Source organism: Faecalibacterium intestinale (assembly GCF_040096575.1).
Taxonomy (GTDB): Bacteria; Bacillota; Clostridia; order Oscillospirales; family Ruminococcaceae; genus Faecalibacterium; species Faecalibacterium intestinale.
The window spans coordinates 1-24,202 of the sequence record NZ_JBBMEN010000003.1; the positions used below are offsets into that span (position 1 = coordinate 1).

Sequence of the window (24,202 nt, forward strand, 5' to 3'; positions counted from 1 at the left end):
TTCTGCGCGGCTCGCGCAATCCACCCGCGCCCACCAAGAACTCCAGTATCCGAACCGGGTACTGGAGTTTCTGTTTTCCCCGGCCTTTCCCTCTCCCGCAAAAAACACTTGCATTTCCGGCACGCCGTGTTATGATACAAATCAGAAAAAGTCGTATAAAGTCATCAGGCGATATTGAAATGGAAAGAAGGCGCTGCACCCATGTATGTAGACTGGGAATACTACAAGATCTTTTACTATGTGGCAAAATACCAGAACTTTACCCGCGCGGCGCGGGTGCTGGGCAATAACCAGCCCAACATCACCCACGCCATGAACCGGCTGGAAAGCCAGCTGAACTGCGTGCTGTTCATCCGCTCCAACCGGGGCGTCACCTTAACGCCGGAGGGGGAGCTGCTGTACTCCCGCATTGCATCGGCGGCGGTACAGATCCAAGATGCAGAAGAAGAGCTGAGCGCCAGCGCCACGCTGGAGCACGGTGCCATCAGCATCAGCGCCACCGAGACCGCTTTGAACATCTACCTGTCCGAAAAGCTGCGCGCCTTCCATACCGAGTACCCGGGCATCCGGCTGCGCATCTCCAACCACTCCACCCCGCAGGCGGTGCAGGCAGTGCGCAACGGCGAGGTGGATTTTGCCATCATAACCACCCCCGCAGAGGTGGAAAACGGGCTGAAAATGGTGGAGCTGATGCCCTTTTACGAAGTTCTTGTGGGCGGCAGGACCTTTACGGCGCTGGCCAGCCAGACTTTGAGCCTGAAAGAGCTGGCCGGTTATCCCCTGATCTGTCTGAACGAAGAGAGCATGACCCGCAGCTTTTACCGGCAGTTCTTTCTGGAGCACGACGCGGTGCTGAAACCGGACACCGAAGCCGCCACCACCGACCAGATGCTCACGCTGGTCAAAAGCGAGCTGGGACTGGCCTTTATGCCGGAGCCTATGGCAGCGCCCCTGCTGGCAAGCGGGGAGCTGGTGCAGCTGCACTTGCAGGAGATCATCCCCTCCCGCTCCATCTGCCTTGTCTACGACCATCACCGCCCGCTGAACACTGCCGCCCGCAAGTTCCAGCAGCTGCTGACCAAAGCCGGTGCACGGGGTGCAGCGCACAAATAATACCAATACAGCAAGGGGCTGCTGCACCAATGATGTGCAGCAGCCCCTTTTCTCTTATTTTTTTACGCTCTGCTTCAGCTCCCGCTGTTCTTCCTGCAGTTCCTGCTTCAGGGTGCGGTCGATCTCCCGCGTCTCCTGCCGGATGGCGGTCAGATCCTTTTCGATGACCGGGTTTTCCTCCAGTTCCTCCCGGATGAACATCAGCGCAAAGCTGACCAGCAAAAAGCAGCAGGAGATCCAGATGGCTCTGCCGCCCAGCTGCGCCGCGCTTTTACTGCCCAGCCCAGCCCCCAGCGCGAACAGCAGGATGATGCCGAAGTACCGCACCATCCGGTCCTTTGCGTGGGGCTCGTGGGTCTTGCGCCAGATGCAGAAGGCTTCTACGCCGCTGCGCAGGTCTCCGATGCACATGGTGCTGGCAAAGGCATAGCCGTCCACCTTGCGGAATGCCTGCACCTGCATGGCGCAGGAGAAGGAAACGATGGCGTTTGCCAGCAGGTTCTGCGATTGCGGCAGAAAGCCCACCGCAAACAGCAGCAGCACCTCGCCCAGCACCACCAGCTGCCGCCAGTGCAGCCGCTGCATTGCCTGAAACTGCTCCCGCATTTTTTCTGCGACCAGCACCCCCAGCGCAAAAGCGCACAGGGGCACCAGATAGTGCAGCACCTTATCCCACCGGCCATCCATGATGTTGGCGCTCAGCAGCACGATATTGCCGGTCTGGGCATTGGCAAACACCTTGCCCCGGAACAGATAGGTATAGGCGTCCTGCAGGCCGCCGGACAGCGAAAGGAACACTGCCGTAAGAAAGGACTCGGACATTTGCCCGTGATGCTTTGTTTTCATACTTTTACCCTCTTTTCGGGCTCTATTATAATACATTTTACGGCAGTTTCTGATATCACTTTTACATACCGGCCATGTTTACCGCCCCAAAAGGCGCAAAAAGCGCGGGTGCCCTTCCCTATTCCAGCGCAATCTGTTAGAATAGGGAAAGAGAATCTCGCACACAGGAAGGAGTTTTTAGTATGAAGATCGCAATTCCTTATGAAAACGGTCAGGTGTTCCAGCACTTCGGCCACTCCGCGCAGTTCAAGCTTTACACCGCCGAGGAGGGCCGCATCACCGGTGCTGAGGTGGTCTCTACCGACGGGCAGGGGCACGGTGCACTGGTGGGCTTTCTGGTGCGCAGCGGCGTGAACGTGCTGCTGTGCGGCGGCATTGGCGGCGGGGCACAGATGGCGCTGGCACAGGCCGGCATCCGTCTGTGCGGCGGCATCACCGGTAATGCTGACAGCGCTGCGGCGGCTTATCTTGCCGGCACACTGGTCTTTGACCCCAACGCCCGCTGCACCCACCACGATCACGAAGAGAGCCACAGCTGCGGCGCTCACGCCTGCCACGCCGACAAGGGCGGCTGCACCGGCAGCTGCCACTGAGCAATACTTTTTTATGGCACAGCCGGATCTGCGGGTCCGGCTGTGCTCTTTTTATGTGCAGCATACAAAAAACATATCGTGACTATATGCAGGATACTTTTTACACATTCTCTTTTCCCTCGTATAATAGGCAAAGCGGTCTGAGACCGCACAAGGGAATTTATAAAAGAAGGTTATGAAGTATTATGCTTACCGCTGTTACTGGAATCAACTGGGGCGATGAGGGCAAGGGCCGCGTCATCGACCTGTTGGCTGAAAATGCCGATGTCGTGGCGCGCTATCAGGGCGGCGACAACGCCGGACACACTGTGGTGACGGAGCAGGGCAAATTTATCCTGAATCTGCTGCCCTCCGGCATCCTGCACCCGGAAGTGACCTGTGTGCTGGGCGCAGGCATGGTCATTGATCTGGATCACCTGTCCCGAGAGATCGATGCCATCGAGGAGCGCGGCGTGAAGGTCGACCCGGAAAACCTGAAGCTTTCCGATAAAGCCACCATCTCCATGCCGTGGCACAAGGTGCAGGACGGGCTGGAAGAAGATCGTCTTGCCCAGAAGGGCCGTGCGTTCGGTTCTACCCGCCGGGGCATTGCCTACGCCTACAGCGACAAGTACCGCAAAAAGACCCTGCGTCTGGGCGACCTTTTGCATCTGGACGAAGAGCGCGTCCAGAACCGCCTGCACGTGATTTTGGAATCCAAAAATCTGGAGCTTGCAGGCTGCTACCATCAGGAGCCCATGAGCTACGATGCTCTGCTGGAGTGGTGCCGGATGCAGGCCGGGCAGTTTGCACCCTTCATCTGTGACGCGGGTGCCTTTTTGCAGCAGGCGCACGACAGCGGCAAGCGCATCGTGCTGGAAGCACAGCTGGGCGCAATGCGGGATATCGACTACGGCATCTTCCCGTTCACTTCCAGTTCCAACACGCTGGCAGCATACGCGCCGCTGGGTGCAGGCATCCCCAACTGCAGGCTTGACCATGTGGTGGGCGTGCTGAAAGCCTATTCCACCTGTGTGGGTGCAGGCCCCTTTGCGGCAGAAAATGCCATGGGCGAAGCTTGGAACGAGCAGCTGCGCAAGGCCGGCGGCGAGTACGGCGCTGCCACCGGACGTCCCCGCCGGGTAGGTCCCTTTGACTGCGTGGCAAGCCGGTACGGTCTGTCCTGTCAGGGTGCGGACAAGATCGCCCTGACCAAGCTGGACGTGCTGAGCAGCATGAAGGAGATCCCGGTCATCACCGGTTACAAGCTGGACGGCGTTGAAGTCCCCCGCTTCGACCCGCTGTCCGACCTTGACCGGGTGCAGCCGGTGGTCACCCTGCTGCCGGGCTGGAACAAGGATATCTCCGGCTGCAAGAGCTGGGATGAGCTGCCCACGGCCGCAAAGCAGTATGTGGAGTTTCTGGAAAAGCAGCTGGGTCACGAAATCCAGTTCGTTTCCACCGGTGCCGAGCGCGAAAAGTTCGTGCTGAAAGGAGAATGGCTGTGAGACACTTTATTGAACCCAACAGCTTTTCTCTGGCTGAGCAGCTGGCACTGCTCGACCTTGCCGACCGGATGGAAGCTGACCCCGCGCCTTACGCCCACCTGTGCGATGGCCGCATTCTGGCCACCCTGTTCTACGAGCCCAGCACCCGCACCCGCCTTTCCTTCGAGTCTGCCATGCTGCGGCTGGGCGGTAAGACGCTGGGCTTTGCAGGGGCGCAGCTTTCCAGCGCCAGCAAGGGCGAGACGGTGGCCGACACCGCCCGCGTGGTAAGCAACTATGCCGACATCATTGCCATGCGCCACCCCAAGGAGGGTGCGCCGCTGCGCGCCTCCCAGTGTGCCCGCGTGCCGGTGATCAATGCCGGTGACGGCGGCCACGCACATCCCTCCCAGACCATGATCGACCTGATGACCATCCGCCAGCGCAAGGGGCGGCTGGATCATCTGACCATCGGCTTTTGCGGCGACCTGAAATTCGGCCGGACGGTGCACTCCCTCACCGCCGCGCTGAGCCAGTTCGAGGGCAACCGGTTCGTGTTCATCTCGCCGGAGGAGCTGCGCATCCCGCAGTACCTCAAGGACGAGACTCTGACCCCGCTGCACCAGACCTACAAGGAGACCGCCGATCTGGAAGCCGAGCTGCACGGGCTGGATGTGCTGTACATGACCCGCATCCAGCAGGAGCGCTTTTTCAACGAGGAGGACTATCTGCGGCTGAAGGGCTGCTACCAGCTGGACGCAAAAACGCTGGCACTGGCAAAGCCCGACACCCCGGTGCTCCATCCCCTGCCCCGCATCGACGAGATCAAGCCGGAGATCGACAGCGACCCCCGCGCCGCCTATTTTGATCAGGTGCACAACGGCGTGTATATTCGCATGGCGATCATACTGGCGCTGCTGGGCATTGCCGACCCCATCACCGGCAAAAAGGTGCTGGAAGCATAAAGGAGCAGTATACAAAAACGGGCTGCCGTGCAGACATTGCACGGCAGCCCGTTTTATGTTTTATACCTTATGCCTTCTCGATGGTGATGCTCCACTCGCTGGTCATGGTCTCGTCCGGCTCCAGCACCTCGTGCTTGCCTTCCTCGTTCACGCTGTTTGCCCAGCCGTTCCAAGGCTCCATGCAGACAAAGCTCTCGGCATCCTGCTGCCACAGCACGCCGTTTTCAAAGGTCTCGTCCGCGTCCACGGTCACCTTGTGGCCGTTGCCCTTGTCGGTAAAGGTCATGGGGAACTGCACACCGGTCAGCAGACGGATGGTGTTGTCTGCACCCTCCTTGCGGGTGAGGGTGATCTTTTCCGGGGCGGCAGGCTGCTCGCCCTTGGCGTTCTCGGAGCAGGTGGCGCACTTGATGTCAAACTCCACGTTCTCCAGCTTGGAGGCGGTAAAGTAGGGGTGGTAGCCAAAGCTGAATGGCATATCGGTGTTGCCCTCGTTGATGACGGTCAGGCTGACCAGAGCCTTGTTGCCCTCCAGATTATAGTTGAGCAGCAGGGTGAAATCGAACGGGTAGAGGAACTTGGTCAGCGGGGTGGACTCCAGTGCCAGCGTCACGCCGTCCGGGCCAACGCTGTCCACTTCCCATGCGCACAGGTCGGCAAAGCCGTGGGTCTCCATGGGATAAGCCTTGCCGTCAAAGATGTGCACGCCGTTGTCCGGGTTGCCGCAGCTGGGGAACAGCACCGGCACGCCAAAGCGGGGACGGTTGCACTCCGAGAAATTGGGGCGGCGGGTCCAGACGAACTCCTCGCCGTCCAGCGTAAAGCTGGTGATCATACCGCCGCGCTCGGGGGTGATGGTGAGGGCGGTCTTTGCCTCGGGGTCGGTGATGACGTACTGCTCGTAGCAGGCGCCGTTCTCGGTGATGTACCGGGTGGTGATCTGATTCATAAGTAAAAGCCTCCTATTATTGCCGCCGGGTCGCCCCGGCGGGTCATTTTTCTTGCTCGGTCTGCCGTGCATCCAGCTTTTTGAAGTAGTAATCGATGCCGTAGCGGATAAAATATTTGATCAATCGTACTACACCATAAATGATAGCCGCATAAAGCAGCAGTGTCAACAGCAGCACTCCATTTGTGCCCAACATTTCATACACTTCCTTTCTTTTTATGCACAAAAAGGCCGCCGTACCGCTTTTTGCCGTACAGCAGCCCTTTTTTCAGTTACAGAACCACGCCGTCCTTGAAGATGGAGATCTCGCGGAAGCCGTGCTTTTCCGCCTTGGTCTGCTCGCCGCTGGCCACGCGGATGACCAGATCCAGCAGATCCTTTGCAGCCTCGTCAATGGTCTTTTCACCGTCTGCGATGACACCGGTGTTGAAATCGATCCAGCCGTCCTTCTTCTCTGCCAGCGGGGTGTTGGTGGAGATCTTCAGGGTAGGAGCCGGAGCGGAGAACGGAGTGCCGCGGCCGGTGGAGAACAGGATCAGGTGTGCGCCTGCTGCCGTCATGGCGGTGGCAGACACCAGATCGTTGCCGGGGCCGTACAGCATATTCAAGCCCTTGGTCACCACGGGGTCGCCGTAGCCGATGACGTCCATGATGGGGGCGGTGCCGCCCTTCTGCACGCAGCCGCAGCTCTTATCCTCCAGCGTAGTGATGCCGCCGGCCTTGTTGCCCGGAGAGGGGTTATCGTACACCACCTCGTTGTGGCTGATGAAGTAATCCTTAAAGCCGTTGATCATGTGCTCGGCCTTGACGAATACCTCCTTGTTGATGCAGCGGTCCATCAGGAAGCCCTCTGCACCGAACATCTCGGGCACCTCGGTCAGCACGGTAGAGCCGCCACGCTGTCCCATCATGTCGGAGAATCGGCCGATGGTGGGGTTGGCGGTGATGCCGGACAGACCGTCCGAGCCGCCGCACTTCATGCCCACCACCAGCTCAGACACGGGGATGGGCTCGCGCTTGAACTGCCCGGCGTAGGCAGCCAGTTCCTTCAGGATATCGCGGGCGGCGGCAAACTCGTCCTCCACGTCCTGACAGGTCAGGAACTTGACGCGGTCGTGGTCGTACTCGCCCAGCTCTTCCACGAACTGATCGTGCTGCAGGTTCTCGCAGCCCAGATGCAGCACCAGAACGGCAGCGGCATTGGGGTGGCGCACCAGCGCAGCCAGCAGCTTGCGGGTCTGTGCGTGGTCGTGGCCGGTCTGGCTGCAGCCGAAGGGATGGGTGAAGGTGTACAGACCCTCGATGGAGCCGGTGACCAGATCCTGATTGTCGGCTACCATCTTCTTGGCGATATCGTTCACGCAGCCCACAGTGGGGATGATCCAGATCTCGTTGCGGATGGCGGCGCGGCCGTCCTTGCGGCGGAAGCCCATAAAGGTCTCCGGCTCGACCTTAGGCAGCGGAGCCAGATCCGGGGCGGGGTTATAGCTGTACTCCACCTCGCCGGACAGGTTGGTGTGCACGTTGTGGGTGTGCATCCAGGTGCCGGGGGCGGCGTCTGCGGTGGCGTGACCGATGGGGAAACCGTACTTGATGACGTTCTCGCCGTTCTTAATGGGCTTGACTGCCATCTTATGACCCTGCGGGATATCCTCCAGTGCGGTGACGGCAAGGCCGTCCACCTCCACCAGCGTGCCCTTGGCAATGGGGTGCAGGGCAACGACCACATTGTCGATGGGGCTGATATGAATTGCCTGCGGCATAGTTATTCTCCTTATCGTATCGCACAAAAGGGCTGCTGCCCAAAGCAGCAGCCCTTTGTTGTGCGGGTAGGTTGATTTTTCAGCTTACAGGCAGCTCTTGTAAGCAGCCTCGGCACCCTGAGTGCGAATCATTTCCAGATCTGCCAGCACAGCGGCCTCCAGACCCTCGATCTTGGTCAGATCCTGATCCCACATCTGGGTGTTGGTCAGCACAGCGTGCACCAGCTGGGCAGCGGTGTCATCCTTGTGTGCATAGTAGAAGTCCAGCGCCCATGCATCGTCCTGGATCTTGTAGGTGTTGCCTGCGGGGCGCTTGCAGATCAGACCATCAGCGGTGCGCTCCTGAATGTCGTTGGAGTAGAAGGCGATGTAAGCAGCCAGAGACATGGTCAGGCACTTGGGCAGCTGCTTCTGCTCCTCGATGTAAGCCAGGAAGGAGGGCATATTGCGGGCCTTCCACTTGGAGGTGGAGTTCAGGGAGATGCTCATCAGCTCGTGGTTGACGAAGGGGTTGTTGAAGCGGTCCTCAACAGCAGAGGCAAAGTCCTCCAGATCCTTCTTGTCCAGCGGCAGGGTGGGGATGATCTCCTCGTGCAGCATCTTGTTCATAAAGCCGCGCACGGTATCGTTGTGCATACAGTCGCGAACGATATCAAAGCCTGCCAGATAAGCGCCCAGCACAAAGCCGGTGTGTGCGCCGTTCAGGATGCGGACCTTGCGCTTCTTGTAGGGGGTAACGTCGGGCACGACCATAACGTTGACGCCGGCCTTCTTGAACGGCAGCTTGTCCTCCAGACCTGCAGGGCCCTCGATGACCCAGACGCCGAACACTTCGCCCACGTCCAGCACGGTATCGTGGTAGCCGTTGGCTTCTTCCAGAGCAGCCAGCTCCTGCGGGTCACGGATGCGGCCCGGAACGATGCGGTCCACCAGCGTGGAGCAGAAGGTGTTGGCAGTGTTCATCCAGTCGATGAAAGCGGGCTCCAGATCCCAATCCTTAGCGTAGTTGTTGCAGCACTTCTGCAGCTCCTTGCCGTTGTTGTCGATCAGCTCACAGCTCAGGATGACCAGACCCTTATCGGCAGCGCCGTTGAAGGCCTTGTAGCGCTCGAACAGCACACGGGTCAGCTTTGCAGGGAAGCTGTTGGGGGGAACCTGATCGAACTGGCTGTCGCCCTTGGTGTAGGCAATGCCGGCCTCGGTGGTGTTGGATACAACAGTCTCCAGATCCTCAGAGCGAGCCAGTGCCAGAACCTCGTCCCACTTGTTATCGATGTAGGGGCACACGCAGTCGGACACGCAGGAGATCACCCGCTTTGCGTCCACCTTCTGGCCCTTTTCGCTGCCGCGCAGGTACAGGGTGTACAGACCCTCCTGCTCGTTGATCCAGTCTGCCATCTGGGGGAAGTTGCCGATGGGCTGCACCAGCTTGACCTTGCCGTTGTAGCCGGCCTTCTCGTTTGCAACATCGTAGAAGTAGTCCACGAAAGCGCGCAGGAAGTTGCCCTCGCCGAACTGCATCACCTTAACGGGAGCATCCTTCAGGATGTAGCCGTTGTAGCCAGTGCCTTCCAGAACCTTGTAGTTCAAAGTTTCCATCTTATTGATCTCCTTTATAAACTTGCTTTGCATGGCAGGCTCTCGTTTCCCCTGCCATCTTCTGCTCCTATTTTATGCTGTTGTATACAAAGAAGTCAAGTGTTTTGTGCAATGTTTTTAGTCCAAAAATGGCTATTTAGCGCATTTCCAGCGGTTTATACAATTCCAAGGGTGAAATTTTGGCAGTTTTTCAGTTGTATACATCGGCATTTTCCGGTATACTAAGGATAAGGCAGCCTGCCTGTTTAAAGCAGGTGCAATTCCATGCCCGTTTTTGTCTAAATTTTAACAAAATTTATCAGAGAAAAGGAGTTAAAATCCCATGAAAGCATTTATGGATAAGGACTTCATGCTCCAGTCTGCTACCGCACAGCATCTGTATCACGACTATGCAGCTGCTATGCCCATCTGCGACTATCACTGCCACATTCCTCCCCGCGAGATCTACGAGAACCGCCGCTTCGAGAACATCGCTCAGGTGTGGCTGGGCGGCCGCAACCCGGACGGCAGCTACTTCGGCGACCATTATAAGTGGCGTGTGATGCGCTCCAACGGCGTGCCCGAGGAGTACATCACCGGCGATAAGCCCGACCGCGAGCGCTTCCAGAAGTTTGCCGAGGCTCTGCCCATGGCCATTGGCAACCCGATGTACCACTGGACCAATCTGGAGCTGCACGTTTTCTTCGGCTACGACGGCGTGCTGAACGGCGACACCGCTGAGGAAGTGTGGAACCTGTGCAACGACAAGCTGCAGCACGATCCCAAGCTGACCGTCCGCGGCCTGATCGAGCAGAGCAACGTAGCCTTCATCGGCACCACCGATGATCCCATCGATGATCTGTACTGGCACCAGAAGATCAAGGAGGATCCCACCATCAAGTTCACCGTGGCTCCTTCCTTCCGTCCTGATAAGGCCATCAACATCAATAAGCCCGGCTTTGCTGAGTACATGGGCAAGCTGGCTGCCGTTGTGGGCAAGGAAAAGCTGGCCTGCATCGACTGCGTGACCGATGCCCTGACCAAGCGCATCGAGTTCTTTGCCGAGATGGGCTGCCGCGCTTCCGACCACGGTCTGGACTACATTCCCTTCCGTGCTGCCGACAAGGACGAAGTGAACGCCATCTACCAGAAGGTGATGAAGGGCGAGAGCTGCACCGTGGAAGAGGCTGAAAAGTACCAGACCTACATCCTGATCCATCTGGGCAAGCAGTACCACCGTCTGGGCATTGCCATGCAGATCCATTACAACTGCCTGCGCGGCGTGAACCGCAAGATGAACAGCCTGCTGGGTCCCGACACCGGCTTTGACATGATCAACACCGCCACCTGCGGCGGCGAGATCGCACAGCTGCTCAGCGCCCTGAACGACACCGACGAGTGCCCCAAGACCATCATCTACAGCCTGAACCCCGCCGACGACGCACAGATCGGCACCATTCTGGGCTGCTTCCAGAACAGCGAGGTGCCGGGCAAGATCCAGCACGGCTCCGCATGGTGGTTCAACGACCACAAGATCGGCATGGAAGAGCAGATGACCCGTCTGGCAAGCCTTGGCCTGCTGGGCAACTTTGTGGGTATGCTGACCGACAGCCGCAGCTTCCTGAGCTACACCCGTCACGATTACTTCCGCCGCATCCTGTGCAACATCATCGGCCAGTGGGTCGAGGACGGCGAGTATCCCAACGACGAGAAGGCTCTGGAGAAGATCGTCAAGGGTATCTGCTTCGACAACGCAAAGCGTTACTTCAATCTGTAAGGCCTTTTCCCTTTTCCTGAATTAGATCCTTCCGCGCCGCCCGCAGACAGCTTTGTCTGCGGGCGGCGCTTTATTTTGCCCTTTTGCGCCCAAAGTGCACCGGATGTGTCGGTTTTTTTACCTTTCAGCGGCTGTTTCCCGTCTTTTTCTACAACTTCTCCTTTATCCCTTGACTTCCTTGTACAAGGAGAGTATATTTTTGCATGGCATTCAGGCCAAATCGCTGTATTTTTTGATGGAGGAACCCCATGAACGGTTTAAAAGAAGCCTTCAGCCGCGAAAATCTGCTGAAGAATCTAAATTTCTTTGCCCTGCTGAACCTCGGCCTTGTGCTTACGGCAGTAGGCATCGTATATTTTAAAAATCCCAACCATTTCGCCTTCGGCGGCACCTCTGGTCTGTCCATCCTGCTGGCAGACCTGTTCCCCCGGATCAATGTGGGCGGCTTTATGTGGATCATCAACGTGGTGCTGGTGGTGCTGGGCTTTGTGTTTCTGGGCATCAAGTGCATGGGCTGGACGATCTACTCCTCCTTTGCGCTCTCCTTTTTCGTGTCCTGCTGCGAGTGGCTGTACCCTTCCGGCGCGTCCCTGAGCGGCGATGCCATGCTGGATCTGGTGTTTGCGGTGTTCCTGCCCGCATTGGGCGCGGCCATCGTGTTTGATATCGGCGCTTCTACCGGCGGCACCGACATCGTAGCACTGATCCTTGCCAAGTACACCTCCATGGAGATCGGCAAGGCGCTGATGGTCAGCGATATCCTCATCGTACTGGCTGCCGCCGTGCGGTTCGGCATGGGCACGGGCCTATACTGTATCCTTGGCCTGATCGGCAAATCCTTCGTGGTGGACGGTGCCATTGAAAACATCCGTCTGCGCAAGGTGTGCACCATCATGACCGCGAACCCGCAGCCTATTCTGGACTTCATCATTCATAACATGAACCGCTCCGCCACGGTGGAAAAGGCCTACGGCGCCTACACCCACCACGAGCTCAGCGTGCTGGTGACCGTACTCACCCGCCGTCAGGCTTTACAGCTGCGCAACTTCCTGCGGGAGAACGACCCCCACAGCTTTATCACCATCGTCAACTCCAGCGAGATCATCGGTAAGGGCTTCCGCTCCTTCAACTGAGGATTTTGTATTGACGAACTGCACAAAAAACGATATACTATACTTCGGCGGTGCAGTTGTGCCGCCGGATTCCGGGGTGTTGCGCAGTTGGTAGCGCGCCTGCTTTGGGAGCAGGAGGCCGCGAGTTCGAGTCTCGCCACTCCGACCACGAGAAAAGCCACGATGAACCGTTTATAAATGCGGTTTTGTCGTGGCTTTATTTGTTGCTTTCTTTGGTGCATTCTTCCAGAATGAACCATATTTTTGCCTTGTTTTGGGCATAGACAGCTGTTAACGGGGGGCTTACCACTCTTGACAAGACTTGATTGATACGCAAAGCAGTTTTTACTGGAACAGATCGAACGAAAATGCAAACAGTGCCCGCTCACCGTGGAGATTTGGCTCCATCGGTAGGCAGGCACTGTTTGCGTCAAATCATCAGATAGCTCAATCTTCCAGCCAGCCATGGTCACAGCCGAGGGAAAGATAATGCTCCGTCTCCCCTCTCAGCACCATCTGTGCATACTCCAAGGGCTTGTTGTATAGCAGCCAGTCCAGCTCTGCCCGCTGCGCCGGAGTGTTGCCATACTCGTCTTCAATGGCGATGCAGTCGAGGGCAAGGACGGTTTCATCCTCGAATTGGGCTTCCACCCGGTTGGTGTCCATATTGAAGCGACAGGAAAGCAGTTTGTTCATAAAGCTATAAGAACATAATAAAGGCAATTATTTGAAATTTTTGAAAAAACAGAAATCATTTTGATGATATGGGACGTTTTAATAGACAGGAAGGGGGTGAACCGTATCCAGACAGAATTATTGCTGCGGAAAGCGCAGAGCGGAGATACGGGTGCGCTGGACACTCTGATTACAGCGTACTATCCACAAATTCTGAACTATTGCCGTTGGCATACAGCGGACGAGCAGCAGGCGCAGGATGCAGCACAGGAAACCTTTTTGAAAGCGGTGCGCTGGCTGGATTCCTGTGGTGGATTTCAGGGGGCATTCCGTCCCTTTCTGTACAAAATCGCAAAAAACATTTGCATCGATCTGAACCGTACGACGGAGCGGACGGAGGTATCGCTGGAGAGCTTGCCGGGCGAACCCGCCTATCAGGAAAGCGGCTTTGCTGCGGCAGAGGAGAAAGCAAACCTGCGAGCGCTGACGGCCCAGCTGGAGCCGGAACAGCGGGAACTGGTATTGCTGCGGTTCGCACAACAGCTTAAATTGCGGGAGATCGCGCAGATTACAGGTCTGCCCCTGCGCACAGTGCAGTCCCGCCTGCGTGCCGCATTGAAAACCTTGAAAATGCAATTGGAAAAGGAGGACTGGAGATGAATCGAGCCTTTGAAAAAGAACTGTCCAGAGCACTGGCGACAGAGCTTGACACAGCCGCACCGAAAACGCTGCTGCGCCGCTGCCGGGCGGAATATGTCGTAAAACAACGGAGTGATTGGCGTGATTTGCTGCACTGCCAGTTCAAATTGCTGGGCTGGAAGGTCTGGGCGCTGGAAGCAATGGCGGCACTGGCGTTGTACAGTGTGGGTCGGGAACTTGCCCTGTGGGAGAAGGCATGGACATTACGCAATGCACTGTTTGGTCTGAGCACACTTGCCATGCTGACAGCCCTGCTCGGTCTGCCGTTTTTATACCGGGCAAGTCAATATAAGATGCTTGAACTGGAATATGCCACATATGCAGGAATCGGTCGTCCGCTGGTGATGCGGTTTTTGCTGCTGCTGGCGGGGGAAACAGTCCTGCTGGGAGTGCTGGTACTCAATGTGCGGGCAGCCGTTCCATGGAGCATCGGGCAACTGCTGGCGGTGTTGACCGTGCCATTCCTGACCGCAAACAATGAGCTGCTTCTGCTGCTGCGCTGGGTGCGCCCGGAATGGATGATGACCGGGGCTGTACCACTGTTTGCAGGGCAGATGTGTTTGCTGCGGTTCGTGCAATTATCGGAACTGCCGAAAGGTCTGCCGCTGGCGGCGGGTGTACTGGTGCTCTGCATGGTGTTGCAGTGCATCCAGCTTGCCGCCCGGTCAGAATATATTGCAGAAGCTTGAAAGGAACAAGTCATGGAACTGAAAATTCAGAATATTACAAAGCGATACCGGGATAAAACGGCGGTGGATGATGTGTCCATCACTCTCACGCCGGGTGTGTGGGGGCTGCTGGGGGCGAATGGTGCAGGCAAAACAACCTTAATGCGGATGCTGGCGGGCATTCTGCAGCCCAGCAGTGGCCGGATTTTGTGCGATGGGGTGGAGATTGGGACGCTTGGTGCGGCCTACCGGGAAAAGCTGGGGTATCTGCCGCAGGAATTCGGGTTTTACCCGGAATTCACGGTGCAGGACTATCTGGAATATATGGCGGCGCTCAAGGGTCTGCTGCGCACAGAGGCTGCCCGGCAGATCGACGCACTGCTGGAGCGGGTAAGCCTGACTGAGGTGCGCCGCAAAAAGATCATAAAGCTTTCCGGCGGTATGAAGCGCCGGGTAGGCATCGCACAGGCACTGCTCAACGACCCGGAAATTTTAATTCTAGATGAGCCCACGGCAGGGCTGGACCCCGGAGAACGGGTGCGCTTCCGCAATCTGCTGTCGGAGTTTGCACAGGAACGGATCGTTCTCATTTCAACGCATATCGTTTCGGATGTGGAATACATTGCGGCCGAAAATGCCGTGATGAAGGCTGGCAAAATCATTGCACAGGACACCACCGAAGGGCTGGTAAAGCAGATCGAAGCCAAAGTCTGGCAGGGAAATATCCCGATGGAACAGCTTGCCCGGTGGGAACACCGGCTGCGGGTGGTGAACCTGCGCAACGAGCCGGACGGAACGGTAACATTGCGGTATCTGGCGGATGCACCGCAGCTGCCGGACAGCGTCCCGGCACAGCCCCGGCTGGAAGATCTGTATCTGTGGCTGTTCCCGGAGGAAATGGAGGAAGCAAAATGAACCTGTATCGTTTGGAATTGAAACGTGTGTGCAAAACCCGTATGACAGCTATTCTGTTGGCCATTGCACTGGTGCTGGCTGTGGTCATGGCATATCTGCCGGTGACCTTTATCGGCTGGACGGAACTGGATGCCAGCGGAAACAAAGTAAGTTACACGGGTCTGAAAGCAATCAGGAAACGGCAGGAGCAGCAGGTATCCGGTACCATCACGCCGGATGTCATGCAGGAAGCACTGGAAGCCTATCAGCGGGTGTACCGGCAGTATGATGCAAGCTCCATCAACGATATCCCGGTCGAGGTATTTTATAAAGAACTTGCCCGGTATCAGCCTCTTGTGAACAACGCAAAGGAAGCCTTTGCCGACCCGAAAACCGGCATGGCACCGGGCGTGATGGGGCTGACCGCAGAGGATATGCAGAACTTTTACAGCCAGCTCCCCAAACGGCTGGAATCGGTGATCTGGCTGGAACAAAGCGGAAAGCCCGGCTATGAGCAGGCGCAGGCCATTGCACAGAAAAAGTTCGATGCTGTACAAAAACCGTTCACCTATTCATTTGGGGTCAGTTCAGACGCAATGGATTACCAGACCCTGTTGAGCTTACTGCTCACCCTGCTGTGCGCGGTGATTGCGGCCCCGGTGTTTGCATCGGATGCACAGACCGGGGCGCAGGACATCCAACTGTGCACAAAAAACGGCGGTCTGCGGCTAGCAGCGGCAAAGCTAGCGGCGGCGTTTAGTATCACAGGGGCGGCGTATCTGCTCTGCGGCGTGGTGTGGATCCTGGTCACGAATGCTCTATTTGGCTGGGAAAGTACCAAAACTTCCGTGCAACGGCTGTTTTCTGTGACCAGCCTGCTGCCGTATACCGTTGGCCAGATGGAGTGGGTCATGCTGGTGGCAAACTTCCTGATCTTCTTTGCGGAGGTAGCCTTTGTGCTGATGGCATCCGTATGGGCCAAGAACAACCTGACCGCTTTGTCTGTGGCGCTGATCAGTGTGGTGGCACCGCTGATTGTTTATATGGTCGTGCCGGGCTCCTTTGGAGAATGGCTGTCCACCCTGATTCCGGCAGGGGGCATTGGGCTTTCCAATGCATTGCTGTATAAAATGATCGGCTTTGATTTTCTCTATGCAGGCGGGTATGCCTTCTTTCAGGCAGATGTACTGCTGGCATCGGCACCGATCAAGATCGTTCTGCTCGTTGGATTGGCAGCATGGGGGTATCTGCGAAAGACCAAGGTGGCTTAAAAGGAAACGCTACTGAAAAAAGTTCATCGGATGCATAGAAAACTGCATCGGATGAACTTTTGTGTCCTAAGCTCCCTGCCATGAATCGTAGTTGTTGATAGACTACCACAAAAATCGAGCCATGTCAGCGTGAACTTGTCGGGGCAAGGCCCCTCCATCTTGCTACGCAAGACCGTTCTGTCGCTTAAAAGCCCCACTGGGGCTTTCATTGCTCCGCTCCACTGCGCAAACGCGAACTTGTCGGGGCGTGGCCCCTCCATCTTGCTGCGCAAGACCGTTCTGTCGCTTAAAAGCCCCACTGGGGCTTTCATTGCTGCGCTACGCTGCGCAAACGCGAACTTTTGAGAACACGTCACTTTCAGCAGCTTGCAAGAAAACACAAGGGAAACTTTGGCAAAAAGAGAGAGGGCCGGACGGTGCCGGCCCTCTTGACAGAATTATGAGATGCTCAAAAATTTCTGCTACTTTTATTGCGGTTTTCAAAAATAGCGCCGAACAGAACGGCATATTTACGATATGCAGTTTGCGCATACTACTGCGGTTGGAAAATAGAATCAGGCAAAAGGATAAAGTGTCGGCAGGAAAAATACGGACACGACAATGAGGATGAGCGCCAGCGGGGTACCACACTTGAGATAATCCTTCAAGGTGTATCCGCCCGGCTCGATGATCATGATCTGGCAGGGAGCTGCCATGGGGGTCATGATGGACACACAGCTGGCTGTGATCACGCCGACCACGGCAGCACGGGGATCTACGCCCATGCGGATACAGGCGGAAGTGACCAGTGGGATGAAGATGGTCAGGGTAGCCAGATTGGACATGACCTGTGTCAGAATGAAGGGAACAAGGAAGAACACCAGCATAATGATGTACGGATTGGTAGTATCGCCCAGCAGGCGGATCATCCAGTCTGCCACCACATCGCCTGCACCGGTGGTCTGGATGGCGTCCGACAGAGCCAGCACACCGGCAAACAGGAAAATGGTCGGCTGGTGGATGGAGTTGAGAGCTTCCTTCTCGGTCAGCACACCCGTCAGCACCAGAGCGGCAGCGCCGATGCAGGAAGTGAGATACATCTTGACACCAATGACATTTTCCAGCAGCATCATTGCAATGGAGACCAGAACGATCAGGACAGCCAGTTTGCGCTTGAAGGGGCTGAGTTTTTCGCTCTCAGAAGCCGTATGTGCTGCATCTGAAAACTGCTCGTTGGGAATATCCGGCATCAGCTTATAGCCAACAAAGGTCATGTACAGGATGGCAATGGTCAGCATCGGGATGCGCGCAATGGTGAAATCCCAGATGTGCAGCGGTGTCGGTGCGCCGGCCTGCATCATGACATCGTTCCATGCCATGTTGGAAGCACCCTGACCGAGAAAGGTCATCTGGGTGGCAATGTTGGCACAGGCCATAGAAGGATACAGCAGCTTGCTGCGGCTCACGCCGATGTCGTTCGCAATGCCTATCAGCAGAGGGATCATGATAGCGGCAGTTGCGGTGGCACTGGTGATGGCGCCCAGAAACGCACCTGCCACACAGGAAAGAAAAATCAGCATCCGCATATTGTCCTTGTAGCGGATGACCAGACTCTGGGCTTTGTCAATCAGGGGCGTTTTGGTCAGCCCTGCACCGATGACGAACATGGCTACGAACATGACCACGTTCGTGTTGATGAAGCCGCCAAAGGCCTCGGCAGGGGTCTTGATGCCGGTGAGGATCAGCGCCAGAATGATGCCGGTAGAAATGACCGAGAACGGGACTTTACCGGATACAAAGGCGATGATCGTTACAAGCAGGATGACCAGTGTGATCTCCAATGGGCTCATTTGGGTTGTCCTCCTGTGGATTACTTCCACCTTGCAGATGCAAAGCAGTGGCAAAGGTGTGTAGAACAAAAAGAACGGTCAAGATCTTCTTTGTCTGCATTTTTTCCGTGCACATATTTGACCGCAAATAGCAACACCCAGGATGCTGATATGGCAGACAGCATCCGGGGTGTTTTGCGGAGAAGCAGGATAAGCAGGGTAATGAAGATAGGAGTAAATGATAAGAAGTCTGTTGGATCTGTGAAAGCAAATATGGTTGTTAGAATTAACGTGATAGTGAGTTCATTTTAGGAGAAGAAGCTTTTGATGGATGGTTGCTCTCCGCAGGGTATAGGCAACGCTGGCTTCGCAGTTGGATCTTATTTGATGAAGCCAACGTGCTTGCAAATTTCTTCGACGGCCTTATCCTTGCGCTGATTGAAGATGACCTTGTTCTCTTCGAACAGGTTGCGACCCTCAGCGTCGATGGAAACGATCAGGGGGCCAAACTCGTTAACATGGCAGTGCCACAGAGTTTCCGGCATACCGAGGTCACGCCACTGGGCCTCGACGATCTCCTCCACCTCGGTGGCAGCCACAACGGCGTTACCGGCAGGGAAAACACAGTGGATGGCACCGAACTCCTTGCAGGCGCGCTCGGTGTTGGGGCCCATGCCGCCCTTGCCCACGATGACGCGGACACCGGACTTCTGCGCGAACTCATACTCGAACTTCTCCATACGCATGGAGGTGGTGGGGCCCACAGACACCATCTCGAACTTGTCGTCCTCCAGAGGGCGAATGATGGGGCCGGCGTGGAAGATGGCAGCGTCCTTGACGTCCACAGGCAGCGGGCGGCCCTCTTCCACGAGGCGGCGGTGCGCCACGTCACGGCAGGTGGTCAGGTCGCCGTTCAGGTAAACGACATCACCGATATGGATGTCCTTCAGGTCTTCTGCGGAGACCGGAGTAGTAAGGATCTTCTTTCCGTCTTTAATGGTCAGCATTACAAAGTCACCCCCGAATGAGTATCAATGGTGTAGTTCAGGTCTTTATCAAAAATGATGTGGCCGCGGCGATGGCTCCAGCAGCCCACATTGACGGCAACGCCAATGGCAGAAGGATGGCGGGCAGTGTTCTCAATGTGCACGCCCATGACGGAGTACTTGCCGCCCATGCCCTGAGGGCCAAGGCCGATGGAGTTGATGCCGTCCTCCAGCAGCTTCTCCATATAGGCTGCGCGCTCGTTCTCGTTGTGGCTGCCCAGAGGACGCATCAGAGCCTTCTTGGACAGCAGAGCGGCGGTCTCAACAGAGGTGGCAACGCCCACGCCCACCAGCAGCGGAGGGCAGGCATTGATGCCGTAGCTGGTCATGACATCCATGACGAACTTGGTCACACCTTCGTAACCTGCACCGGGCATCAGAACCATGGCCTTGCCCGGCAGGGTGCAGCCGCCGCCTGCCATATAAGCGTAGATCTCACACTTGTCGCTGTTCGGGATGATATCCCACCACACGGTGGGAGTTCCCTTGCCCACGTTCAAACCGGTGTTGAACTCATCGAAGGTCTCAACACTGTTGTGGCGCAGAGGTGCTTCAAAGGTGGACTTGACCACAGCCTCCTTCAGCAGTCCCTCCACCTCACCGATGAGGGGGAAGTCCACGCCGCACTTTACCCAGAACTGCAGCACACCGGTGTCTTGGCAGCTGGGGCGGTTCAGCTCCTTGGCCAGCTTCTGGTTGCGCTTCATAGTCTCGTAGATGACCTTGGACAGAGGAGCATCCTCCTGTGCGCCCAGCTCATCCAGCTTTTTGATGATGTCGTCCGGCAGCACCTTGGCGATATGGCTCACAAAGTTGGCCATATAGGTCGTCATCTGCTGCACCTGTTCCTGTTTGTTCATTCCATTTCCTCCTTGAATGATTTGGCTTTGGTACATTTGTGTGTTTGCTTCACTTATTCAACGCTCTGCCCGTATTACTGCGGGAAGAACGGAAATGCGATGGGAAGGATCACCATGCTGACGATGGTTGCGATGAGGATGAGGGGCAGGCCAGCCTTGGCATAATCCTTGAAGGTGTACCCGCCGGCAGAAACCACCATGGTGTTGGCAGGCATACCGATGGGTGTTGCGTAAGCGCAGGAGCCGCCGATGACACAAGCCATCAGGACGGCGCGGGGGTCGGCACCCATGCCCTGTGCGATGCTCAGGCAGATGGGAACCATCAGAGCGGTGGTTGCGGTGTTGGACATGAAGTTGGTCATGACGCAGCAGAGCAGGAAAACCACCAGAGTCAGGACGTAGGGAGAGGGATTCTCGCCCAGAGCACCAATGACGATGTTTGCAATCTCTGCGCCTGCCCCGGTCTTATCCAGTGCAGAGGCCAGAGACAGCGTACCACCGAAGAGGAAGATGGTCTTGAGGTCGATGGACTTCAGGGCATCTTTCTCGGAGATGACACCGGTGAGGATCAGAGCCAGCGCACCGATACAGCCGATGATGTTGAGCTTGATGCCGATCTGCTTTTCAAAGATCATGCCCAGCAGGGTGAGCACGAGGATGACAAGGGAGAGCACCTGTTTCCACTTGGGAACATTGCTGAAGTCCTGCTCGCCGCCGAAGGAGTCATCATCGGAGACGGGGCGGTTGGGCAGCAGCTTCATGCCAAGGGTGGCGTAGAAGAGGATGCCGACGGCGAGGATGGGCAGGCCCACGATGGCGTACTCAAAGAAGCCGAAGGACATCCCGATCTCACCCAGAGCGCTCTGGGCGATGAGGTTGCCCGGTGCGCCGATGAGGGAAAGGTTGCCGCCCATGGCCGCTGCAAACACCAGCGGCATCAGCAGCTTGGAGCGGGCATAACCGGACTTTGCCGCAATGCCGATGACCACGGGGATCAGGACGGCGGCGGTGCCGGTGTTGGAGAGCACGCCGCTCATCAGGCCAACGATGACCATGATGGCCACGATGAGGCTGCGCTCGGATTTGGCAAAGTGGGTAACAATGCCGCCGATCTTGTTGGCCATGCCTGTTTCAAACAGTGCACCGCCGACAATGAACATGGCGACGAACAGGATGACGTTGCTGTCGATGAAGCCCGCAAAAGCAGTCTTGATGTCCAGAACGCCGGTGACGACCAGACCGATACAGACAATCATGGACGTTACGCCGAGGGGGATCTTCTCAAACACGAACATGACGACCGCGAAGAGAAGAAAGAGTAGGGTGATAGTTGCTGCTGACATACCGGGGGGTCCTCCTTTAATGAAATATAATGTATCCATTTCATCAGAGCATAACAGCCCTGACTTTCGGAACGCCCCAGCTGCACCTCGTTGTGCAGAGTCTTTGCCGCCGTGCTGTGCCCTCACAGCCCTTTTTCGTTCTGGAAGGATCTGCCCGGAACCTTAGAATTCCGGGAATCTCGGCAGCGTCTTTTTTAAATTTTTGTATTTAATCTTTGATAATGTATCCACTTGACGACACGAGAATACACCCGAAACAGAGATTTGTCAATCCTTTTTTTCGAGTTTTGTCGTATTGCACGGATTATGTACCAATTTTTGTGCACGCCAGACAAACAGTAGGATACAAGAAAATCTCCCTCCGCCGCTTTCTGCAAAAAACGTGCGATCTCCAAAGCAGATGGAGATCGCACGTTTTTTTCTTCTTTTATTCCAGCCGCTTTTTGAAATACCCCTCGGCACAGTAAATGGCACCACAGGGATTATGCGCCAGAACGCGATCCTTGGCCACCAGCGTTGTGACCATGGCATCCGAATACTTATAAAACATCGAGTCGTGTCCCACACAAAGTCCGACCTCAATGTTGAAATCGGTGTGCTGCTCGTTCAGAAGCTTTGCCTGTGCGATGGGGTTGCACATGGCCTCAAATTCGCCGGGGTGGATCTTGACCTCTTCCGGGATGCCCACTTCTTCTTTGGAGATGCCACCGGTCTTGCAGATGACCGACACCACCTCAAACCCCTGCGCACGGAGCAGGTCGGCCACGATGCGGGCTTCCTTCCGCAGACCTTTGCAGAATGCAAGACCCAGCTTGTGGTAGCCCATCCGCTTGCAGAACTCCACCGTCTCCTTCAGGCGGGGCCACTGGCAGTAGCCAAGCCCCTCAATGGCCGAACAGTTGACGTAGAAATCGTGATTCTCGGGCAGATCGTAGCCGGCGCGGGCGGCCTCCATCACCGAAGCATTCCGCATAGGGCAGTTTTTGGGCATCTTTTCCGGCTCGTTGTTGGCGCAGGCCAGAACCGTACAGTTCGCACAGGTATACACTGTCTTGTCCTCCCTGATCTTATAAATAATAGGTCAGCGCATCGTCCATACTGCGGTAGATGTGTTTTTCCATTTCAGCCCGTGCGGCCAGCGCATCCCGTGCTTCCAGCGCCGCATAGATCTTTTTATGCTCGCTCTGGGAGTTGAGGGCATAGTCCAACTCGCTCATTTCCACACCAATGGACAGGCCGTTCCACAGTTCCGAGAGAAGATTGCGCATTTTTTCATTGCCGGAAGCTTCCCAGATCTCAAAATGGAAGGACTGGTTGTAGTCAGTATAATTTCCGGCCTGCTGATGAGAAAGAGCCTCCTCTGCAGTATCCACGCAGTTTTTGATCTTGGACAGGTCGGCATTGTTCTGGCAGCAGAGCATACACGCCGTCCCTTCCAAGGCAGCGCGCAGCTGGTAGTGCTCCCGAATCGTTTTTTCCGTTACGCCCAACACAATGGCACACTTGTTTTGCTTGACTTCCAGCAGACCGTCACGGGCAAGGATCTGAAAGGCCTCCCGCACCGGTGTGACCGACACGCCGAGTTCCTGTGCGGTGTTTTCCAGCGTGAGTTCTGCACCCTCCGGGATGCTTTTTGAGATAATGGCTTTCCGCAAAGCGGAAGCTACCCGCTCGCGGGCAGGCAGCAGCTTAATGGGTTTCAGTCCCAGCATATTGACTCCTTATCGTTAAAATCAGATGCAGCAGTTCTTCTTCATAGGCGTTCCATGCATCCGGCACATCAGGGGAGCCCTGACGGTCCAGCATCAGCAGGCGGGCAAGCCGGTCGTTCACCGGCGTAGGACGTGCGCTCACGGCAAAGGCAATGTAGGTCTCCTGGATGCTCTCCAGCAGCTTGCGATGCAGCGGATATGGCAGGACGGTCCGCAGGGTACGGTGCTGCAGCATCTCGCCGCCTGCCAACATCGCATCCTGCGGCAGCGCACGCATAGCCTGCCGTTCCAATTGAGCCCCCAATGCCAGAATTTGGCGCAGTGTCTCTTCGGTCAAATCTGCCGCTTTTATCCGATTGTTGGGCAGGCGGATGATAAGACCCTGATATTCAAGGATCATCAAGGCCTCCCGCACCGGCATCCGAGAGACACCGAGACTCTCTGCCAGTTCGTTCTGGGTCATTTCAGTGCCCGCCGGGATCTGCCCAGATAAAATGGCCTGCTGCAGGGCTTCCACCACACCGCCGTTTTTCTTCTGGATGCCGATATATTCCATAGAGTCCTCCGTGCAAATGTCTTTTTTATATTGTATCCAATTTTACAATAAAAAGCAAGACTTCCTTTATGACAAACAAAAATACCCGGCAGATTCTTTATGAAAAATCTGCCGGATATAGACCGGATGCCCTTGGGGCGTTCCATTCTGAAAAATTGCAGGGCAAATGCAAGCTGTGTTAACTGTTATGTAACCTTGTCAATCAATCTTCCATTCTTCCATGGTCACAGCCAAGTGACAGGTAGTGCTCAATCTCCCCTCTCAGCACAAGCTGTGCATACTCTCCAAAGGCTTATGGTACAGCAGCCAGTCAAGTTCTGCCCGTTGTTTCGGGGTGTTGCCGTATTCGTCCTCCACGGCGATGCAGTCAATGGCAAGGGTAGTGCCATCCTCGAACCGGGCTTCCACCCGGTTGGTGTCCATGTTGTAGCGGCAGGAAAGCAGTTTGTTCATACGAAAGCCTCCATGTTTTTCACATTTGCTTCTTCTGCGGTGGAAAGTTCCGGCT

General features: G+C 56.2%; 23 protein-coding genes, 1 tRNA gene and 1 pseudogene. 11 read left to right on the forward strand and 14 right to left on the reverse strand.

From position 1 onward, the window contains the following. Positions 1–201: 201 nt before the first annotated feature. On the forward strand, positions 202–1,113 hold the full coding sequence (locus WMO20_RS03280; RefSeq protein ID WP_308564249.1) for a LysR family transcriptional regulator: 912 nt from the start codon (positions 202–204) through the stop codon (positions 1,111–1,113). A gap of 54 nt (positions 1,114–1,167) precedes the next feature. Here WMO20_RS03280 and WMO20_RS03285 read toward each other — a convergent pair whose 3' ends face one another. Then, positions 1,168–1,959, reverse strand: a complete 792-nt coding sequence (locus WMO20_RS03285; RefSeq protein WP_349185834.1) for a YoaK family protein — start codon at positions 1,957–1,959, stop codon at positions 1,168–1,170. Positions 1,960–2,141: 182 nt separating this feature from the next. On the opposite strand from WMO20_RS03285, the gene WMO20_RS03290 reads away from it, so the two are divergent. The 3 genes from WMO20_RS03290 (at position 2,142) to pyrB (ending at position 4,983) form a co-directional block, all read left to right on the forward strand. Continuing rightward, positions 2,142–2,552 (forward strand): NifB/NifX family molybdenum-iron cluster-binding protein, encoded by a 411-nt coding sequence (locus WMO20_RS03290; RefSeq protein ID WP_316540645.1) that lies wholly within the window; start codon positions 2,142–2,144, stop codon positions 2,550–2,552. Between the two features lie 185 nt (positions 2,553–2,737). Then, positions 2,738–4,039: an adenylosuccinate synthase gene (locus tag WMO20_RS03295; protein WP_349185835.1), complete on the forward strand. Its 1,302-nt coding sequence runs from the start codon at positions 2,738–2,740 to the stop codon at positions 4,037–4,039. Further along, entirely contained in the window at positions 4,036–4,983 is a 948-nt protein-coding gene (gene pyrB, locus WMO20_RS03300) for an aspartate carbamoyltransferase (RefSeq protein WP_435387752.1), read from the forward strand. The genes WMO20_RS03295 and pyrB overlap by 4 nt, the downstream gene beginning before the upstream one ends. Positions 4,984–5,050: 67 nt before the next feature. On the opposite strand, the gene WMO20_RS03305 is transcribed toward pyrB, so the two are convergent. The 4 genes from WMO20_RS03305 to WMO20_RS03320 all read right to left on the reverse strand — a co-directional run bounded on the left by WMO20_RS03305 (position 5,051) and on the right by WMO20_RS03320 (position 9,294). Beyond that, entirely contained in the window at positions 5,051–5,932 is an 882-nt protein-coding gene (locus WMO20_RS03305; protein ID WP_349185837.1) for an aldose epimerase family protein, read from the reverse strand. Positions 5,933–5,975: 43 nt separating this feature from the next. Continuing rightward, positions 5,976–6,128: a hypothetical protein gene (locus WMO20_RS03310; RefSeq protein ID WP_005920785.1), complete on the reverse strand. Its 153-nt coding sequence runs from the start codon at positions 6,126–6,128 to the stop codon at positions 5,976–5,978. A gap of 76 nt (positions 6,129–6,204) precedes the next feature. Then, positions 6,205–7,695: a UxaA family hydrolase gene (locus tag WMO20_RS03315; RefSeq protein ID WP_349185838.1), complete on the reverse strand. Its 1,491-nt coding sequence runs from the start codon at positions 7,693–7,695 to the stop codon at positions 6,205–6,207. 84 nt (positions 7,696–7,779) lie between these two features. Next, the gene (locus WMO20_RS03320; protein WP_112090853.1) at positions 7,780–9,294 is read right to left on the reverse strand and encodes a tagaturonate reductase; all 1,515 of its coding nucleotides are present in this window, start codon (positions 9,292–9,294) and stop codon (positions 7,780–7,782) included. 322 nt (positions 9,295–9,616) lie between these two features. On the opposite strand from WMO20_RS03320, the gene uxaC reads away from it, so the two are divergent. The 3 genes from uxaC (at position 9,617) to WMO20_RS03335 (ending at position 12,331) form a co-directional block, all read left to right on the forward strand. Continuing rightward, the gene (uxaC, locus tag WMO20_RS03325; RefSeq protein WP_316544478.1) at positions 9,617–11,050 is read left to right on the forward strand and encodes a glucuronate isomerase; all 1,434 of its coding nucleotides are present in this window, start codon (positions 9,617–9,619) and stop codon (positions 11,048–11,050) included. A 248-nt stretch (positions 11,051–11,298) separates the two neighbouring features. Then, the gene (locus WMO20_RS03330) at positions 11,299–12,183 is read left to right on the forward strand and encodes a YitT family protein (protein ID WP_316544477.1); all 885 of its coding nucleotides are present in this window, start codon (positions 11,299–11,301) and stop codon (positions 12,181–12,183) included. Between the two features lie 72 nt (positions 12,184–12,255). Continuing rightward, a tRNA-Pro gene (locus WMO20_RS03335) sits at positions 12,256–12,331 on the forward strand. Positions 12,332–12,609: 278 nt separating this feature from the next. On the opposite strand, the gene WMO20_RS03340 is transcribed toward WMO20_RS03335, so the two are convergent. Next, complete coding sequence (locus tag WMO20_RS03340) at positions 12,610–12,858, reverse strand: DUF6061 family protein (protein WP_349185839.1); 249 nt, start codon at positions 12,856–12,858, stop codon at positions 12,610–12,612. 63 nt (positions 12,859–12,921) lie between these two features. On the opposite strand from WMO20_RS03340, the gene WMO20_RS03345 reads away from it, so the two are divergent. The 4 genes from WMO20_RS03345 to WMO20_RS03360 are packed head-to-tail and all read left to right on the forward strand — an operon-like array spanning position 12,922 to position 16,369. Then, entirely contained in the window at positions 12,922–13,497 is a 576-nt protein-coding gene (locus tag WMO20_RS03345) for an RNA polymerase sigma factor (protein ID WP_349185840.1), read from the forward strand. Next, positions 13,494–14,225, forward strand: coding sequence for a hypothetical protein (locus tag WMO20_RS03350; RefSeq protein WP_349185841.1), 732 nt, complete (start codon positions 13,494–13,496; stop codon positions 14,223–14,225). The genes WMO20_RS03345 and WMO20_RS03350 overlap by 4 nt, the downstream gene beginning before the upstream one ends. Before the next feature lie 12 nt (positions 14,226–14,237). After that, the gene (locus WMO20_RS03355; protein WP_349185842.1) at positions 14,238–15,119 is read left to right on the forward strand and encodes an ABC transporter ATP-binding protein; all 882 of its coding nucleotides are present in this window, start codon (positions 14,238–14,240) and stop codon (positions 15,117–15,119) included. Continuing rightward, on the forward strand, positions 15,116–16,369 hold the full coding sequence (locus WMO20_RS03360) for a hypothetical protein (RefSeq protein WP_349185843.1): 1,254 nt from the start codon (positions 15,116–15,118) through the stop codon (positions 16,367–16,369). Before WMO20_RS03355 ends, WMO20_RS03360 begins: the two co-directional genes overlap by 4 nt. Before the next feature lie 554 nt (positions 16,370–16,923). Here the strand turns inward: WMO20_RS03360 and WMO20_RS03365 are convergent. The 8 genes and pseudogenes from WMO20_RS03365 to WMO20_RS03400 all read right to left on the reverse strand — a co-directional run bounded on the left by WMO20_RS03365 (position 16,924) and on the right by WMO20_RS03400 (position 24,147). Continuing rightward, positions 16,924–18,198: an SLC13 family permease gene (locus WMO20_RS03365; protein ID WP_349185844.1), complete on the reverse strand. Its 1,275-nt coding sequence runs from the start codon at positions 18,196–18,198 to the stop codon at positions 16,924–16,926. A gap of 359 nt (positions 18,199–18,557) precedes the next feature. Further along, on the reverse strand, positions 18,558–19,184 hold the full coding sequence (ttdB, locus tag WMO20_RS03370) for a L(+)-tartrate dehydratase subunit beta (protein WP_349185845.1): 627 nt from the start codon (positions 19,182–19,184) through the stop codon (positions 18,558–18,560). After that, positions 19,184–20,083, reverse strand: coding sequence for a L(+)-tartrate dehydratase subunit alpha (ttdA, locus tag WMO20_RS03375; RefSeq protein ID WP_044953528.1), 900 nt, complete (start codon positions 20,081–20,083; stop codon positions 19,184–19,186). Before ttdA ends, ttdB begins: the two co-directional genes overlap by 1 nt. Before the next feature lie 74 nt (positions 20,084–20,157). Then, positions 20,158–21,426, reverse strand: a complete 1,269-nt coding sequence (locus WMO20_RS03380; RefSeq protein WP_349185846.1) for an SLC13 family permease — start codon at positions 21,424–21,426, stop codon at positions 20,158–20,160. Positions 21,427–21,853: 427 nt separating this feature from the next. Next, on the reverse strand, positions 21,854–22,474 hold the full coding sequence (locus WMO20_RS03385; protein ID WP_044953533.1) for a DUF1847 domain-containing protein: 621 nt from the start codon (positions 22,472–22,474) through the stop codon (positions 21,854–21,856). 19 nt (positions 22,475–22,493) lie between these two features. Beyond that, positions 22,494–23,138: a GntR family transcriptional regulator gene (locus tag WMO20_RS03390; RefSeq protein ID WP_317393322.1), complete on the reverse strand. Its 645-nt coding sequence runs from the start codon at positions 23,136–23,138 to the stop codon at positions 22,494–22,496. After that, positions 23,116–23,694, reverse strand: coding sequence for a GntR family transcriptional regulator (locus tag WMO20_RS03395; RefSeq protein WP_154258460.1), 579 nt, complete (start codon positions 23,692–23,694; stop codon positions 23,116–23,118). Before WMO20_RS03395 ends, WMO20_RS03390 begins: the two co-directional genes overlap by 23 nt. A gap of 202 nt (positions 23,695–23,896) precedes the next feature. Then, positions 23,897–24,147: pseudogene (locus WMO20_RS03400) on the reverse strand (DUF6061 family protein). Between the last annotated feature and the right edge of the window lie 55 nt (positions 24,148–24,202).

Bases quoted from the DNA above. Each gene is read 5' to 3' on its own strand.
- WMO20_RS03340 (WP_349185839.1), bottom strand. From the start codon at position 12,858: ATGAACAAACTGCTTTCCTGTCGCTTCAATATGGACACCAACCGGGTG.
- WMO20_RS03320 (WP_112090853.1), bottom strand. From the start codon at position 9,294: ATGGAAACTTTGAACTACAAGGTTCTGGAAGGCACTGGCTACAACGGC.
- WMO20_RS03330 (WP_316544477.1), top strand. From the start codon at position 11,299: ATGAACGGTTTAAAAGAAGCCTTCAGCCGCGAAAATCTGCTGAAGAAT.
- WMO20_RS03280 (WP_308564249.1), top strand. From the start codon at position 202: ATGTATGTAGACTGGGAATACTACAAGATCTTTTACTATGTGGCAAAA.
- WMO20_RS03360 (WP_349185843.1), top strand. From the start codon at position 15,116: ATGAACCTGTATCGTTTGGAATTGAAACGTGTGTGCAAAACCCGTATG.
- WMO20_RS03315 (WP_349185838.1), bottom strand. From the start codon at position 7,695: ATGCCGCAGGCAATTCATATCAGCCCCATCGACAATGTGGTCGTTGCC.
- WMO20_RS03285 (WP_349185834.1), bottom strand. From the start codon at position 1,959: ATGAAAACAAAGCATCACGGGCAAATGTCCGAGTCCTTTCTTACGGCA.
- WMO20_RS03310 (WP_005920785.1), bottom strand. From the start codon at position 6,128: ATGTTGGGCACAAATGGAGTGCTGCTGTTGACACTGCTGCTTTATGCG.
- WMO20_RS03355 (WP_349185842.1), top strand. From the start codon at position 14,238: ATGGAACTGAAAATTCAGAATATTACAAAGCGATACCGGGATAAAACG.
- WMO20_RS03350 (WP_349185841.1), top strand. From the start codon at position 13,494: ATGAATCGAGCCTTTGAAAAAGAACTGTCCAGAGCACTGGCGACAGAG.
- ttdA (WP_044953528.1), bottom strand. From the start codon at position 20,083: ATGAACAAACAGGAACAGGTGCAGCAGATGACGACCTATATGGCCAAC.
- WMO20_RS03365 (WP_349185844.1), bottom strand. From the start codon at position 18,198: ATGAGCCCATTGGAGATCACACTGGTCATCCTGCTTGTAACGATCATC.
- WMO20_RS03305 (WP_349185837.1), bottom strand. From the start codon at position 5,932: ATGAATCAGATCACCACCCGGTACATCACCGAGAACGGCGCCTGCTAC.
- WMO20_RS03290 (WP_316540645.1), top strand. From the start codon at position 2,142: ATGAAGATCGCAATTCCTTATGAAAACGGTCAGGTGTTCCAGCACTTC.
- WMO20_RS03295 (WP_349185835.1), top strand. From the start codon at position 2,738: ATGCTTACCGCTGTTACTGGAATCAACTGGGGCGATGAGGGCAAGGGC.
- WMO20_RS03345 (WP_349185840.1), top strand. From the start codon at position 12,922: ATGATATGGGACGTTTTAATAGACAGGAAGGGGGTGAACCGTATCCAG.
- WMO20_RS03380 (WP_349185846.1), bottom strand. From the start codon at position 21,426: ATGTCAGCAGCAACTATCACCCTACTCTTTCTTCTCTTCGCGGTCGTC.
- ttdB (WP_349185845.1), bottom strand. From the start codon at position 19,184: ATGCTGACCATTAAAGACGGAAAGAAGATCCTTACTACTCCGGTCTCC.
- WMO20_RS03395 (WP_154258460.1), bottom strand. From the start codon at position 23,694: ATGGAATATATCGGCATCCAGAAGAAAAACGGCGGTGTGGTGGAAGCC.
- uxaC (WP_316544478.1), top strand. From the start codon at position 9,617: ATGAAAGCATTTATGGATAAGGACTTCATGCTCCAGTCTGCTACCGCA.
- WMO20_RS03390 (WP_317393322.1), bottom strand. From the start codon at position 23,138: ATGCTGGGACTGAAACCCATTAAGCTGCTGCCTGCCCGCGAGCGGGTA.